Below are 13,270 nucleotides of genomic sequence, written 5' to 3'. Positions count from 1 at the left end.
TTTCTGCCTCTTGAACACAGTCAGACACAGCAACACGTCATCGATCGACTACCCTTGGCCGACCAATGGTGCGTCAAAAACTGTACGTCAGTGCAAAAAGCACAGGTAGAGTGACGCTCTTATTTTTCTGTGCGATGGCTCTAGTGCAGGGACTACGGCCTGGTCCCAGCTTTCGATGACGCCCATGGCGCGTCCATTACCTGTTGCGACCCCTGACCCCTGAATGCCCAAACCGCACCAAGACACCACCGCCCCCACCCTGCTTCAAGACCTGCGCGCCGGCACCGCGACCTTGCACGTGGCCCTGGAAAAGCGCCTGCCGTTCTTCTCCGAGCATCTCGATGCGGCCTGGTACCGGCGCCTGATCCAGGCCTATTTCGGCTTCTATCAGCCCCTGGAGGCGGCCCTGCATGACAGCGGCCTGATCCCTGCCGGCTACGACCCGGAGCAGCGCCGCAAGACCCCGGCCCTGGCCGGCGACCTGCAGGCCCTGGGCCTGGCCCCGGAGCGCATCGACGCCCTGCCCCGCTGCGACCATCTGCCCGCACTGGCCAGCCCCGGCGCGTGCCTGGGCGCCCTCTATGTACTGGAGGGCGCGACCCTGGGCGGGCAGATCCTGCGCCGGGAAATGGCCCAGCGCCTGGACCTGCACGGGGATAACGGCGGGGCTTTCCTCGACGTGTATGGCGCCGCCACCGGGCGGCGCTGGAAAGACTTTCTCGACTACCTGGGGCGCATGCCCGAGGACGCGAGCGCACGACAACAAGTGGTCAGCGCCGCGCAATCCACATTTGCCTGTTTCGAGCACTGGCTCGACAGCCGCGAGGTGCTGCTATGACCCCACAAGACGCCCAAGCCTTCGAACAACTGCTGGCCAACTGCGCCGATGAGCCAATCCGCTCCCCCGGGGCGATCCAGCCCCATGGCGTGCTGCTGACGCTGTCGGAGCCGGACCTGCGCATCCAGCAGATCAGCGCCAACGTCGAGGCCCTGCTGGGCCAGCCTGCCGCGCAGGTCCTCGGCCAGCCCCTGGAGCAACTGCTGGGAGACACCGACGGCCAGCGCATCCGCGAGGTGCTGCAACTGCCGCGGTTGTCCGATGCGCCACCACTGCACCTGGCCGTCAATGGCGCGCGCTTCGAAGGCTTGCTGCATCGCCACCAGGGGGTGCTGATGCTGGAGCTGGAAATCCAGCTCGAACACCTGCAGCCCCAGCACCTGAAAGAGCAGACCGAGAACCTGGGGCGCCTGCTGCGGCGCTTGCAGACGGCCAAGACCCTGAATGAGCTGTACACCATCAGCGTCAGCGAAATCCAGGCGATGACCGGCTACGACCGGGTGCTGATCTACCGCTTCGAAGAGGAAGGCCACGGCCAGGTGATCGCCGAAGCCACCCGCCCCACCATGGAAGTGTTCAATGGCTTGTTCTTCCCGGCCTCGGACATTCCGCAGCAAGCCCGCGAGCTGTACCGCAGCAACTGGCTGCGGATCATCCCCAACGCCGACTACCAGCCGGTGCCCCTGCTGCCGGCACTGCGCCCGGACACTCAGCAGGCCCTGGACCTGAGCTTCGCCACCCTGCGCAGCGTGTCGCCGATCCACTGCCAGTACATGAAGAACATGGGCGTGCTGTCCTCCATGAGCATTTCCCTGCTCAAGGGCGACCAGCTCTGGGGCCTGATCAGTTGCGGCAACCGCCAGCCGCTGCTGGTGCCCCACGAGCTGCGCATTGCCTGCCAGACCATCGGCCAGGTGCTGTCGTTGCAGATCAGCGCCATGGAAGCCCTGGATATCAGCCGCCAGCGGGAAGAGAAAGTCACCGCCCTGGCCAGCCTCGACCAGGCCATGCGCGACACCCCCGACAGCGTCTTCGACGGCCTGACCCAGGTGCCGCAACTGCTGCTGGACCTGACCCAGGCCGGTGGCGTGGCAATCATCGAAGACAAGCAACTGCACTGCTTCGGTAACTGCCCGCCCCAGGACGAAATCCGCGCCCTGCACCGCTGGCTGCAAGGCACCGGGCACGCGGTGTTCGCCAGCCATCACCTGTCCAGCGTCTACCCGCCGGCGGCGAGTTATCAACAGGTGGCCAGCGGGGTCCTGGCCATGACCCTGCCCAAGCCTGTGGATAACGGCGTGCTGTGGTTCCGCCCGGAAGTGAAGGAAAACATCAACTGGAGCGGCAACCCGCAAAAGCCCCTGGACCTGGAAAACTCCGACGCCGGCCTGCGCCTGCGGCCGCGTACCTCGTTCGAGATCTGGAAAGTGGAGATGGCCGGGATCGCCACCAAGTGGAGCCACGGCGACCGCTTCGCCGCCAATGACCTGCGCCGCTCGGCCCTGGAGCACGACCTGGCGCGCCAGGTGCTGCGCGAGCAACAGGCCGTGCGCGCCCGGGACGAACTGGTGGCGGTGGTGTCCCACGACCTGCGCAACCCGATGACTGTGATCTCCATGCTCTGCGGCATGATGCAGAAGGCCTTCAGTTCCGATGGCCCGCATACCTCACGGCGCATTTCATCGGCCATCGACACCATGCAGCAGGCCGCCAGCCGCATGAACAATCTCCTGGAAGACCTGCTGGACACCTCCAAGATCGAGGCCGGGCGCTACAGCATCGCCCCGCAGCCGCTGGACGTCAGCCAGATGTTCGAAGAGGCCTATTCATTGCTGGCGCCACTGGCCCTGGACAAGGCCATCGACATCAGCTTCCACGCCGAACCGGACCTCAGGATCAACGCCGACCCCGAGCGCCTGTTCCAGGTGCTGTCGAACCTGGTGGGCAACGCCATAAAGTTCACCCCCAAACAGGGCAAGGTCGGGGTGGTGGCGATGTCCGACGGCGAGCAGATCGTGTTCAGCGTGCGCGACTCCGGGGAGGGCATTCCCACCGACCAGTTGCCATTCATTTTCGACCGCTACTGGACCATGAAGGAAGGCAACCCCAACGGCACCGGCCTGGGGCTGTACATCACCCAGGGCATCATCCACGCCCACGGCGGCAAGATCGAAGCCCACAGCGAAGTGGGCAAGGGCAGCGAGTTCCGCTTCAGCGTGCCGCGCGCCAGCCTCTGACCCATAGCCCGGGGCTGGCCATTGGGCCCCGGGCGCTCATTCAGCCGCCTGGGCCACCAGCCAGTCGCGAAACAACTGGCCGCTGGCGGACAGGCGCTTGTGCCGCGGATGCACCAGAAAATCCGCCTGCCCGGTGCGGAACGCCCACTCGCCAACCCGCAGCAACTCGCCCTGGGCCACCAACTGGCTGGCCATGAAATCCCAGCCCAGCCCCACGCCCATGCCCTGCTGCACCGCGCTGAACATCAGGGTCAGCTGGTTGAACCCCAGGGCCCCCGGTGGCGCGCTGTAGTCCAGCCCGAAATGATGGAACCAGTCCCGCCAGTCGATGCAGTTCCACTCCGAGGCGTCCAGCTGGATCAACGGCAGTTCGGCCAGTTGCGCCAGCTCCTTGACCACAGGCAGCTCCAGGCGCCGGCTGACGATGGGGTAGACCATCTCGGCGAACAGCGATACCGCCGCGAGGGACGACCAATGCCCCGCACCATAGAGAATGCCGAAGTCATGCTCGGCCACGCTGGACTCGTCCATGTCGTTGTTGGCATGGATGCTCACGGTGATGTCCGGGTGCTGCTTGTTGAATGCCAGCAGGCGCGGGAACAGCCAGAACTGCGCCACCGCGTGGGTGCATTGCACGGTGATGGTATTGGCGTCGCGCCCGGCCCGCAGGCGGCTGACGCTGCGCAGCAGGGCTTCGAGCTGGGTGCTGACCTCGACGAACAGCGAGGCGCCGCTGGCGGTGAGCTTCACCCCCCGGGCCTGGCGCTCGAACAGTTCGGTCTTGAGCGACAGCTCCAGGGCACGGATCTGCTTGCTGACCGCGCTCTGAGTCAGGCACAGCTCGGTGGCCGCGCGGGTGAAGCTGGCGTTACGGCCCACCGCCTCGAAGGTGACCAGGGTTTCCAGCGGCGGCAGATGACGGGCGAAGCGGCTCACAAGGCATTCCCCAGAAGAATAGGTAGGTGCCTATATATCCTTTGTCCATCCGGTCAGCAATGACTAGCCTGCGCAGCTTGATGACTAGGTACGAGTGTTTGCATGAAACGTGGAGTTGCTTATGCCGCCCTGGCCGGTGCGGTCTGGGGCCTGGCGATTGTGGTGCCCAGCCTGCTGCCTGAGTTCAGCCCGTTGCTGCTCAGCTGCGCGCGCTTCAGCCTCTACGGTGCATTCTCCCTGCTCCTGGCTGCGCCTCAGGCCCGGGAGCTGCTGCAACGCCTGACCTGGGGCGATGCCGTACTGTTGGTGAAGCTGGCGCTAACCGGCAACCTGATCTACTTCATGCTCCTGGCCAGCGCCATCCAGTGGGCCGGCGTAGCCAGCACCGCACTGATCGTCGGCTTGCTGCCGCTGACCATCACCCTGGCCGGCCGCGGCGATGCCGATGCCGTGCCCCTGCGCCGGCTGCGCTGGCCGTTGTTGCTGGTGTTCGCCGGCATCTGCTGCATCAACCTCGACACCCTGCTCACCGCCCACAGCGATTCGGTGGAACTGGGCCAGCGCGCCCTGGGCCTGCTCTGCGCCTTCGGCGCCTTGCTGTGCTGGACCTGGTTTGCCACCGACAACGCCCGCTACCTCAAAGGCAGCCGTTTCAACAGCAGCCAGTGGTCGACCCTGTGGGGCATTACCACTGGGCTGATGAGCGCCCTGGTCTGGCTGCTGGCGGACGGGTTCTCATTGCCCGGCACCCGGGCCGAGGCCAGCGAGCAGCGCTGGATGCTGTTCTGGGGCCTGAGCCTGTCCAGCGCGGTGCTCGGCTCCTGGTTCGGCAATCGCATGTGGAATGCCTCGACCCGGCGCCTGCCGCTGACCCTGAGCGGCCAGTTGATCGTGTTCGAGACCCTGTTCGCCCTGCTCTATGGCTTCATCTGCCTGCAGCACCTGCCCAGCCTGCTGCAAAGCAGCGCCGCCCTGTTGCTCCTGGCCGGGGTCCTGTGGGCAGTGCGCCGCCACCTGCCACAGGCCCATGGCTGACGCCCTCAGCCCTGGGCCACGGAACAGGCCGGCAAGGCCACTCCAGCCCGGGGCAGGCGCAGCGCCAGCAAGGCCCCGAACAGCGCCAGCAGGGCACTGGCGGCGGTAGCCATCTCGATGCCATAGGCCTGATTACCGCCGGCGCTCAAGGTGTTGGCCAGGGACACCAGCAGCGCCAGCCCCAGGGCGCCGCCGATCTGCTGGCTGGTGGAAGCCACGCCCGCAGCCACCCCTTGCTCGGACGCCGCGATACCCTGCCCGGCCGAGACCCACATCGAGGTCCAGGTCATGCCCTGGCCGATGCTCATGATCACGATCCCCGGCAGCAGGCCGACAAAGCCGCTACTGCCCGGCAGGGCCAGGTACATCAGGCCGATGCCCAGCGCCCCGAGCAGCAAGCCGCTGACCAGGGTCGCCCGCAAGCCTACGCGCAGCAGGGCCCGCTCCGCGACCCAGATCCCGGCCGTGCACAGCAGGGTCGAGGGCAGGAACGCCAGTCCGCTCTGCAACACACTGAACTGATAGACCTGCTGGAAATACAGGCTGAGGAAGTAGTACTGCACGCCGAAGCTGCTCATGAACAGCGCGGTAATCACCATGGCCATGCGCAGTTGTGGATAACCCAGCAGGCGCAGGGGCATCAGCGGGTCGGCGCTACGCTGTTCAAGGCGCACGAACAGCCCGAGCAGGGCCAGGGACAACGCCAGGCAGCCCAGGGTCGCCGGGGCACTCCAGCCCCACTCCGGGCCCTGGACGATGGAGAACACCAGCAGGGTGCCACCCAGGGTCACGGTCAGCGCGCCGCGCAAGTCGAACTGACGGCCGCGCTGGCGCGCAGGGTCGGCGGGTATCCAGTGCCGGGCCAGCAACGCACAGGCCCCAGCCAGGGGCACGTTGACCAGGAACACCGCCTCCCAGCCCCAGTACTGGGTCAGCACCCCGCCCAGCAGCGCCCCCAGGGCCAGCCCCGCCGCCGAGGCTGCGCTCCACACCGCAAAGGCCCGGTTGCGCGCCGGCCCCTCGGCGTACCAGGTGTTGATCAGGGCCAGGGTCGCGGGGAACAGCATTGCCCCGCCCACGCCCTGCACCGCCCGGGCCAGCACCAGCAGCAGCGCGCTGCCGCCCAGGCCGCCGGCCAGCGAGGCCAGGGCGTACAAGGACTGGCCGACGATGTAGAAACGCCGCTTGCCCAGGAGGTCCGCCGCCCGTCCGCCCAGCAGCAGGAAACCACCGAAGGCCACGCTGTAGGCACTGACCACCCATTGCAACTGCTGGGCGGAGAAGCCCAGGTGGCTGCCGATTTCCGGCAGGGCGACAAACACGATGGTGGCGTCCAGGGCGATGATCAATTGCGCGGTGGCCAGCAGTAACAGCATCCAGCCCGACGGCTTGGCTAACGGGGTCGCGGACATCGCGAAGATCCTTGTGTGGAAATAACCGGCGGCCAGTGTCATCGATGCCGTTTAAATGATAAACAAGCCATTATCTCTTTCAGTAATGACTTTAATCATGGATCTGAACGCCCTTCGCCTGCTGGTCCGGGTTGCCGAAACCCGCAGTTTCACCCGTGCCGCCGGTGACCTGGGGCTGACCCAGTCCGGCCTGTCCCGAGCCATTTCCCGCCTGGAACAGCAGCTCGGTGTACGCCTGCTGCAACGCAACACCCGCAGTGTCAGCCTGACCCCGGACGGCCAGGTGCTGGTCGAGCGCGCCGCGCCCCTGCTGGCGGAACTGGCCCATGCCGAACACCTGCTGCTGGACCGGCGCGAATCCCCCAGTGGAATGTTGAAGATCAGTACCCCGTCACTGTTCGGGCGCAAGGTGGTGATGCCGGTGATCGGCGAGCTGACGGCCCAGCACCCGGGGCTGAGCATCGAAGCGGTGATGACCGACCGGGTGGTGGACATCATCGATGAAGGTTTCGACGCGGTGGTGCGCACCGGGGTGATCCAGGACCAGCGCCTCATTGCCCGGCCCCTGGCGCCCCTGCGCTGGGTCACGGTGGCGGCGCCAGGCTACCTGGAGCGCCATGGCACGCCCCGGCACCTGGCCGACCTGCAGCAGCACAACTGCCTGGCCGTGCGTAACCTGCGCAGCGGCCGGCTGGTGGACTGGCAGTTCATGGACCAGGACAAGCCCCTGGACCTGGCCGTCCAGGGCCGGCTGATCTTCGATATCGGCGATGCCCTGGTGGACGCGGTGCTCGGCGGCTTCGGCATTGCCCAGTTGATGGAGTTCGCGGTACGCGAAGCCCTGGACACCGGCCGGCTGGTGCCGGTGCTGCAGGAACATGCCGGGCGCAGCCGCGAGCTGTCGCTGGTGTATCCGCCCTCGCGCCAGTGCTCGCCGAAGCTCACCGCCTTTGCCGAGGCCCTGGCTCAGGCGAGCTGGTAGCCGCCTTCAACCGGGCTGGACGCTGTCGCTCTCCAGGTCCCGGGTCACGCTCAGCAGCAGCGGCTGGGCGACCCTCAGGTAGTCCTGGGTATCGAGCACCATGGAGGCATCCAGGCGCCCGGCGTTGAAGGCGATCTCGCTGTAGCGGGAGGTCAGTTGCGGGTCGACGATCAGCCGGATGCGCGGATCGAAACTCAGCGGAGCTATGGCGCCGATCACGCAACCAGTCAGCTCCCTGGCCAGCTCCGGCGATACCAGTTGCGCCTTCTTGCCCCCCAGGGCCGCGCCGACCTTTTTCATGTCCAGCTTCTGGTCGCCGCTGAGAATCACCAGCCCATACACCTCGTCTGTGCCCTTGAGGCTGCAGAGCATGGCCTTGGCCCCCTGCCCAGGTTCGGTGCCGCGGATCTCGGCAACCCGCGCCGACTGCCCTTCGGCCGGGTGAAAAATCACCCGATAGCGCGCCTGGTGGCTGTCCAGCAGGCTCACCAGTCGTTGGAAAACTGCATGCATGTTCTGTCCTTGGAAAAGTCGCCAGGGGGTTGATTCAAGCATCCGTCGCCACGCCTGACCAGTGGCGGCTACAAGCGCACCCGCAGTGCCAGGAAGTCGATGAACACCCGAACCCGCGACGGCACGTGGCCGCCCTGGCCGACATACAGCGCATAAAAACTTTCCAGCGGCGCCTGGTTGAAGGCTTCCAGTACCGGTACCAGCCTGCCGCTGGCCAGGTCATCGGCGATGGTGAAGGCCGCCAGTTGCGCCAGCCCGGCACCGTGTAGCGCCAGATGGCGCAACGCTTCGCCGTCGCTGGCCTGCACCCGGCCATTGGGCTGCAGCAGTTGGCTCTCGCCCGCCGCGCCCAGGCGCCAGCCCGGCAAGGCCCGCGCGTAGTCGAAACCGAGCAGGTGGTGCGCGGCCAGATCCTCCGGGGTCTGCGGTACGCCACAGCGAGCCAGGTAGGCCGGGGAGCCAACGACAACGCCGCGGGTTTCCCCGAGCTTGCGGGCAATCAACTGCGAATCCGCCAGCGGCCCGGTGCGGATCGCCACATCGGTCTGTTCCCCCAAGAGGTCTACCAGGGCATCGCTGTGCACCAGGTCCAGGGACACCTGCGGATACAGCTGGAGAAACTCCGCCACCAGGGGCGCCAGCACATGCAGGCCAAAGGAGGCGCTGGTGTTGACCCGCACCCGGCCCACCGGAGCCCGGGCGCTGCTGGCCTCACCCTCCACTTCTCGCAGGTCTGCCAGCAGGCGCACGCTGTTTTCATAGAAGCCGCGGCCTTCCGCGGTCAGTTGCAACTGGCGAGTGGAGCGGTTGAGCAAGCGTACGCCCAGGCGTGCTTCAAGCCGCGCCAGCAGCTTGCTCACCGAGGAAGGCGTCACCTGCCTCAACCGCGCAGCGGCCGACAAGCCGCCACACTCCACCACCGCGACAAAGGTTTCCATCTCGGCAAACCGGTTGATCTCGCTGCCCGCCATATGAATTCAACTCACAGATGCTGTTCCGGCCGGCAGTCTATTTCACTCAAAGACCCGACTCTATGCTGGCGATCCCTTTATTCGAGGTATCCAAGATGAGCGTTTCAACCTCCCCGGACCGTCACTTGCTGGTGATCGGCGGCTATGGCGTGGTCGGCACCGCAGTGGTCGAGCTGATGCACCGTACCCCGGGCTGGCAACTGACCACCGCCGCCCGTCGCCGCCCACCGACCAGCCTGCTGGACGGCAGCCCGGCACCAGCGCACATCAGCGCCGACCTGCTGGACGTCGCCGGCACCGCCCGCGCCTTTGCCGGACTGGGCAGCGTCACCGACCTGGTGTTCTGCGCCTACAGCGAGCGGGAAAGCATGGCCGCCACAGTGGCGCCGAACCTGGCGATGCTGGAGCACAGCCTCAAGGCCCTGCGCCAGGCCGGAGCCAGGTTGCGCCAGGTGGTGCTGATCGGTGGCGGCAAATCCTACGGTGAACACCTGGGGTCCTATAAGACGCCAGCCAAGGAAAGCGACCCGCGCTTTATGGGGCCGATCTTCTACAACGATCAGGAAGACCTGTTGTGGCATGAAGCCGAACGCGAGGGTTTTGCCTGGACGGTATTGCGCCCGGACGGGGTCATGGGCCCCAGCCTCAACTCACCGATGAACATCCTCACCGGCATCGCCAGCTTCGCCGCCATCAGCCAGGCACTGAACCTGCCACTGCGTTTTCCCGGCAGCCTGCAGGCCTGGTCGGCGCTGCACCAGGCCACCGATTCCCGGGTGCTGGCCCAGGCCGTGCTCTGGGCCCTGACTTCACCGAATGCACAGCAGCAGGTCTTCAACGTGACCAATGGCGATCACTTTCGCTGGCAGCACCTGTGGCCACAGATCGCCGGGTTCTTCGGCCTTGCCAGCGCCGCTCCGCAACCGATGAACCTGGGGGTGCAGATGGCCGACAAGGCGCCGCTGTGGGCGCGCATTGTCCAGGAACAGCAACTGCGCCCCACGCCCTGGGAGCAGATCGCCGCCTGGCCCTTCGTCGATGGCTGGCTCAACACCGGCTACGACATGGTGCAAAGCACCATCAAGATCCGCCAGGCCGGCTTTACCGGTTGCATCGACAGCCACCAGAGCGTGCTCGAACAGTTGCAACGGCTGCGTGACTACCGGCTGATCCCCTGACTCAGGGCTCGCCGACCAGGGGCAGTTGCCGACCGTCAACGGCGTCACCGATGGTCAGGAAATGCCCGCCCGCAACATGGTGCAGGGTACGCAGCCGGTCGTGCCCGTCGAAGTGCCAGCGCCCTTCGCTGAACACCCGGGCATCGGCCTGGGCGGCAATCACTTCGCCAAGGAACAGGTCGTACTGCTGGTGGTTGTGGGGCTCGGGCAGCAGCCGGCATTCCAGCCAGGCCACGCAACCTTCCAGCAGCGGCGCCGCCAGTTGCTCGCCGGCAAAGGCCTGCAGACCGTAGGCGGCGAACTTGTCGCTACCGCCCTGGCTCAGCTCAAGCCCGGAGCTGTTGCCCAGGCTCTGCACGATATCCACCTGGGCCACGCAAGGCACATTGAGCACGAAGGTGCCCGAGGCCTCCAGCAGTTGTCGGGTCCAGGTGGACTTGTCGAGCACCACGGCGACTTTCGGCGGCTCGAAATCCAGGGGCATGGCCCAGGCCGCGGCCATGATGTTGCGCTGCCCGCCATGGGCTGCGCTGACCAGCACCGTTGGGCCGTGGTTGAGCAAGCGGTACGCCTTGTCCAGCGGTACCGGGCGACGAAGATCGGACATGACTGGCTCCTGAAAAAAACTGCGATTGTAGCCCCATCGCGGCCGTCGGCAGGCAAGGTCATTGGCCGGATTTTCTGGATAATCCGTCCAGCCGCCGACGGCTTATCAACAGCGGTGCAGACACTAGACTCAGCCTTCACCCCAATTGTTGAAGGACCCGCGCCATGACCGATCACTCCCTGAACAACAAAGTCGTGCTGATCGCCGGTGGCGTGAAGAACCTCGGCGGCCTGATTGCCCGCGACCTGGCCAGCCACGGTGCCCGGGCGGTGGCCGTGCACTACAACAGCAACGCCAGCCGGGCCGACGCCGAGGCCACGGTGGCGGCACTCAAGGCCCTGGGTGTGGAGGCCCAGGCGTGGCAGGCCGACCTCACCCGCGCCAGTGCCGTGGAGCAGCTGTTCAACGAGGCCAAGGCGCGCTTCGGCAAGATCGACATCGCCATCAACACCGTGGGCAAGGTGCTGAAGAAACCCATCATTGAAATCAACGAGGACGAGTACGACCAGATGTTCGCGGTCAATGCCAAGAGCGCCTTCTTCTTTATCAAGGAAGCCGGCAAGCACCTGGAGGACAACGGCAAGCTGGTGACCCTGGTGACTTCGCTGCTGGGGGCCTTCACTCCGTTCTATGCCGCCTATGGCGGCTCCAAGGCGCCGGTGGAACACTTCACCCGGGCCGCGGCCAAGGAGTTCGGTGCCCGCGGCATTTCAGTGACTGCCGTCGGCCCCGGGCCCATGGATACCCCATTCTTCTACCCGGCCGAAGGCGCCGACGCCGTGGCGTACCACAAGAGCGCCGCAGCCCTGTCGCCTTCGAGCAAGACCGGGCTCACCGATATCGAGGACGTGGTGCCCTTCATTCGCCACCTGGTCACCGAAGGCTGGTGGATCACTGGCCAGACCTTACTGATCAACGGCGGCTACACCACCAAGTAATCCTGGCGCCCAAGGGGTAAATTGGCCTGCCGAGCCGCAGCATCGATCGCCTCGGCGGATGCTGCGATCCACTGCCGTCAGGCGCCCCCGAACCAGGATCGTTCAAACGATGGATAAGCTTGAGCAATACCGCGTGTTCATCCAGGTGGCCGACATGGGTAGCTTCATCAAGGCTGCCCATGCCCTGGAACTGCCACGGGCCACCGTCTCTTCCGCCGTGCAGCAACTGGAAACCGGCCTCGGCACCCGACTGCTGCACCGCACCACCCGCCACGTGCAGTTGACCGCCGACGGCGCCATTCTGCTGGAACGGGCGCGGCGCCTGCTGGCAGACGCCGCCGAACTCAACCAGTTGTTCCACCACCGCCAGATAGACGTCAGCGGGCGCTTGAACATCGATGTGCCCAGCCGCATCGCCCGGCGCCTGATCGTCCCCGCCCTGCCCCGATGGCTGGCGCAATACCCCGGCCTGCAACTGGCCCTGGGCGCCAGCGATCGCAGCATCGACCTGGTCCAGGAAGGCATCGATTGCGCGATCCGCGTCGGCAGCCTGGCCGACAGCAGCCTGGTCGCCCGCCCCCTGGGGCAACTGGCGCTGATCAACTGCGCCAGCCCCGCCTACCTGGCCGAACAGGGCGAGCCCCACACCCCCCAGGACCTGCAGAACGGCCAGTGGATGGTCGGTTATGCCTCCCCGGACACTGGCCGCGAGCAGCCCTGGGAATACCTGCTGGAAGGTCGCGAGCACCTGCTGGGGCTGCCCAGCCGGGTGATCGTCAACAACGTCGAGAACTACATCGCCTGCTGCCGGCAGGGGCTGGGGCTGATCCAGGTGCCACGCTTCGACGTGCAGCACCTGCTGGACCGTGGCGAGCTGGTGCAGGTGCTCCGTGAACTGCCGGTGGCGCCCATGGATATCTGCGCGCTATACCCCGACCGGCGCCATCGCTCGCGCCGCCTCAACGTGTTCATCGAATGGTTCGCCGAACTGATCAAACCGCACCTGGAGGCTTGCTGAACACCCGCGGATCGTGAGAAGAAAGCGCCTTCACGGATTGAGGCACTGGCACCATGACCCACCTGCACATCAGCGCTCCCCACCTCGACGACCTGGATGACCTGCTGGCCTTCGAAGGGGAAAACCGAGCGTTCTTCGAAGCCTCGATCAACGCCCGGCCTGCCACCTACTACTCCCGCGAAGGGGTCGCCGAAGCCATAAACCAGGCGTGCGAGGATGCCGAGGCAGACCGCGGCTATCAGTTCCTGATCCGCGACAACGCAGTGCTGGTGGGGCGCGTCAACCTGCACCGGGTGCAGCGCCCCTACTTCAATTGCGCGGAACTGGGCTACCGGGTCGGCGCCCGCTTCAACGGCCGCGGCATTGCCCGCACTGCGGTGCAGCAGGTGCTGCTGCGCGCCTTCGGCGAACTGCAACTGAGCCGCATCGAAGCCAATGCGCGGCCGCAGAACACCGGTTCGGTGCGGGTGCTGGAAGCCTGCGGCTTCTCTTGCTACGGCCATTCGCGGCGCAGCTTCCTGTTGCACGGCGAGTGGTTCGACCGCTTGCACTACGAGTGCCATGGGCCTGCGCCACGCTAGCAACCCGGGCGTGCGCCCCCAAGG

The 13,270-nt window shown here is 66.1% G+C and carries 13 protein-coding genes; 8 read left to right on the top strand and 5 right to left on the bottom strand.

Features of this window, described 5'->3' with window-relative positions:
• Window positions 1–223: 223 nt before the first annotated feature.
• Both AC1RGE_RS16460 and AC1RGE_RS16455 read left to right on the top strand, forming a co-directional pair.
• Entirely contained in the window at window positions 224–838 is a 615-nt protein-coding gene (locus tag AC1RGE_RS16460; RefSeq protein ID WP_041119872.1) for a biliverdin-producing heme oxygenase, read from the top strand.
• A complete protein-coding gene (locus AC1RGE_RS16455) occupies window positions 835–3,075 on the top strand; it encodes an ATP-binding protein (RefSeq protein ID WP_492584639.1) in 2,241 nt (746 codons plus the stop codon). The genes AC1RGE_RS16460 and AC1RGE_RS16455 overlap by 4 nt, the downstream gene beginning before the upstream one ends.
• 36 nt (window positions 3,076–3,111) lie before the next feature.
• Here AC1RGE_RS16455 and AC1RGE_RS16450 read toward each other — a convergent pair whose 3' ends face one another.
• Window positions 3,112–4,011, bottom strand: coding sequence for a LysR substrate-binding domain-containing protein (locus AC1RGE_RS16450; protein WP_011063443.1), 900 nt, complete (start codon window positions 4,009–4,011; stop codon window positions 3,112–3,114).
• A 102-nt stretch (window positions 4,012–4,113) separates the two neighbouring features.
• Here AC1RGE_RS16450 and AC1RGE_RS16445 point away from each other — a divergent pair, with 102 nt between their 5' ends.
• Window positions 4,114–5,046: a DMT family transporter gene (locus AC1RGE_RS16445; protein ID WP_011063444.1), complete on the top strand. Its 933-nt coding sequence runs from the start codon at window positions 4,114–4,116 to the stop codon at window positions 5,044–5,046.
• Window positions 5,047–5,051: 5 nt separating this feature from the next.
• Here AC1RGE_RS16445 and AC1RGE_RS16440 read toward each other — a convergent pair whose 3' ends face one another.
• Complete coding sequence (locus AC1RGE_RS16440) at window positions 5,052–6,458, bottom strand: MFS transporter (protein ID WP_015637015.1); 1,407 nt, start codon at window positions 6,456–6,458, stop codon at window positions 5,052–5,054.
• 97 nt (window positions 6,459–6,555) lie between these two features.
• Here AC1RGE_RS16440 and AC1RGE_RS16435 point away from each other — a divergent pair, with 97 nt between their 5' ends.
• Complete coding sequence (locus tag AC1RGE_RS16435; RefSeq protein ID WP_492584637.1) at window positions 6,556–7,440, top strand: LysR family transcriptional regulator; 885 nt, start codon at window positions 6,556–6,558, stop codon at window positions 7,438–7,440.
• Window positions 7,441–7,446: 6 nt separating this feature from the next.
• Here the strand turns inward: AC1RGE_RS16435 and AC1RGE_RS16430 are convergent, their stop codons facing one another.
• Window positions 7,447–7,953, bottom strand: a complete 507-nt coding sequence (locus AC1RGE_RS16430; protein WP_492584635.1) for a YbaK/prolyl-tRNA synthetase associated domain-containing protein — start codon at window positions 7,951–7,953, stop codon at window positions 7,447–7,449.
• Between the two features lie 68 nt (window positions 7,954–8,021).
• A complete protein-coding gene (locus tag AC1RGE_RS16425; RefSeq protein ID WP_011063448.1) occupies window positions 8,022–8,924 on the bottom strand; it encodes a LysR family transcriptional regulator in 903 nt (300 codons plus the stop codon).
• 95 nt (window positions 8,925–9,019) lie between these two features.
• Here AC1RGE_RS16425 and AC1RGE_RS16420 point away from each other — a divergent pair, with 95 nt between their 5' ends.
• Window positions 9,020–10,102, top strand: coding sequence for an SDR family oxidoreductase (locus AC1RGE_RS16420; RefSeq protein ID WP_036996150.1), 1,083 nt, complete (start codon window positions 9,020–9,022; stop codon window positions 10,100–10,102).
• A 1-nt stretch (window position 10,103) separates the two neighbouring features.
• On the opposite strand, the gene AC1RGE_RS16415 is transcribed toward AC1RGE_RS16420, so the two are convergent.
• Window positions 10,104–10,709, bottom strand: coding sequence for a flavin reductase family protein (locus tag AC1RGE_RS16415; RefSeq protein ID WP_011063450.1), 606 nt, complete (start codon window positions 10,707–10,709; stop codon window positions 10,104–10,106).
• 164 nt (window positions 10,710–10,873) lie between these two features.
• On the opposite strand from AC1RGE_RS16415, the gene AC1RGE_RS16410 reads away from it, so the two are divergent.
• The 3 genes from AC1RGE_RS16410 to AC1RGE_RS16400 all read left to right on the top strand — a co-directional run bounded on the left by AC1RGE_RS16410 (window position 10,874) and on the right by AC1RGE_RS16400 (window position 13,246).
• Window positions 10,874–11,647 carry an SDR family oxidoreductase gene (locus AC1RGE_RS16410; RefSeq protein ID WP_011063451.1) on the top strand — a complete coding sequence of 258 codons (774 nt, stop codon included), beginning with the start codon at window positions 10,874–10,876 and terminating at the stop codon, window positions 11,645–11,647.
• Window positions 11,648–11,756: 109 nt separating this feature from the next.
• Entirely contained in the window at window positions 11,757–12,665 is a 909-nt protein-coding gene (locus AC1RGE_RS16405; RefSeq protein ID WP_019093558.1) for a LysR family transcriptional regulator, read from the top strand.
• A 53-nt stretch (window positions 12,666–12,718) separates the two neighbouring features.
• Window positions 12,719–13,246 (top strand): GNAT family N-acetyltransferase, encoded by a 528-nt coding sequence (locus AC1RGE_RS16400; protein ID WP_015637021.1) that lies wholly within the window; start codon window positions 12,719–12,721, stop codon window positions 13,244–13,246.
• Window positions 13,247–13,270 lie beyond the last annotated feature (24 nt).

This window comes from Pseudomonas sp. GW823-FHT02C05 (assembly GCF_058797595.1).
This window is presented reverse-complemented; position numbering and strand designations above follow the sequence as displayed.

What these genes read in the sequence shown, in the direction of transcription:
- AC1RGE_RS16460 (WP_041119872.1), top strand. Translation starts at nt 224, where the DNA reads ATGCCCAAACCGCACCAAGACACCACCGCCCCCACCCTGCTTCAAGAC.
- AC1RGE_RS16455 (WP_492584639.1), top strand. Translation starts at nt 835, where the DNA reads ATGACCCCACAAGACGCCCAAGCCTTCGAACAACTGCTGGCCAACTGC.
- AC1RGE_RS16445 (WP_011063444.1), top strand. Translation starts at nt 4,114, where the DNA reads ATGAAACGTGGAGTTGCTTATGCCGCCCTGGCCGGTGCGGTCTGGGGC.
- AC1RGE_RS16440 (WP_015637015.1), bottom strand. Translation starts at nt 6,458, where the DNA reads ATGTCCGCGACCCCGTTAGCCAAGCCGTCGGGCTGGATGCTGTTACTG.
- AC1RGE_RS16435 (WP_492584637.1), top strand. Translation starts at nt 6,556, where the DNA reads ATGGATCTGAACGCCCTTCGCCTGCTGGTCCGGGTTGCCGAAACCCGC.
- AC1RGE_RS16430 (WP_492584635.1), bottom strand. Translation starts at nt 7,953, where the DNA reads ATGCATGCAGTTTTCCAACGACTGGTGAGCCTGCTGGACAGCCACCAG.
- AC1RGE_RS16425 (WP_011063448.1), bottom strand. Translation starts at nt 8,924, where the DNA reads ATGGCGGGCAGCGAGATCAACCGGTTTGCCGAGATGGAAACCTTTGTC.
- AC1RGE_RS16420 (WP_036996150.1), top strand. Translation starts at nt 9,020, where the DNA reads ATGAGCGTTTCAACCTCCCCGGACCGTCACTTGCTGGTGATCGGCGGC.
- AC1RGE_RS16415 (WP_011063450.1), bottom strand. Translation starts at nt 10,709, where the DNA reads ATGTCCGATCTTCGTCGCCCGGTACCGCTGGACAAGGCGTACCGCTTG.
- AC1RGE_RS16410 (WP_011063451.1), top strand. Translation starts at nt 10,874, where the DNA reads ATGACCGATCACTCCCTGAACAACAAAGTCGTGCTGATCGCCGGTGGC.
- AC1RGE_RS16405 (WP_019093558.1), top strand. Translation starts at nt 11,757, where the DNA reads ATGGATAAGCTTGAGCAATACCGCGTGTTCATCCAGGTGGCCGACATG.
- AC1RGE_RS16400 (WP_015637021.1), top strand. Translation starts at nt 12,719, where the DNA reads ATGACCCACCTGCACATCAGCGCTCCCCACCTCGACGACCTGGATGAC.